The following is a 349-nucleotide window of genomic DNA, read 5'->3' on the forward strand; positions in this document are numbered from 1 at the left end:
CCCTCTGCTTTATGCATAGACGCAAAGCCACTGGACGCTGACGGCAGCGGGGTTCGTACGGACGAACTCCGCATAATGTTGTTCATCGCATTACAGTTACCGATTGAGCACTGGCATGGATGGATCGGCGACGAGACCATCGCCGACGCAATGCTCGACCGTCTCATGCAGCGTCATCACCGGATCACGCTCACCGGTGAATCCCTCAGAAAGTCATCCCCAAAACCCAGCGTCCTGGAGCCCGAACTCGACCAGAGCTAACAAGAAAATCTACAATCAACACCGCGCAACGCCCAACCCCGCCGAATCGGTCACGTTCCCGAAATCGGCGGTCACGTTCGCCGAAATA

The 349-nt window shown here is 56.4% G+C and carries 1 protein-coding gene; it reads left to right on the top strand.

What is annotated here, in order from left to right; all coding sequences use genetic code 11:
* A partial coding sequence (locus tag P0D80_RS51445) for an ATP-binding protein (RefSeq protein ID WP_408296716.1) occupies nt 1-261 on the top strand: 261 nt, incomplete at its 5' end.
* Nucleotides 262-349: the final 88 nt, after the last annotated feature.

It is taken from the genome of Paraburkholderia sp. RL17-373-BIF-A (genome assembly GCF_046030175.1).
GTDB lineage: Bacteria > Pseudomonadota > Gammaproteobacteria > Burkholderiales > Burkholderiaceae > Paraburkholderia.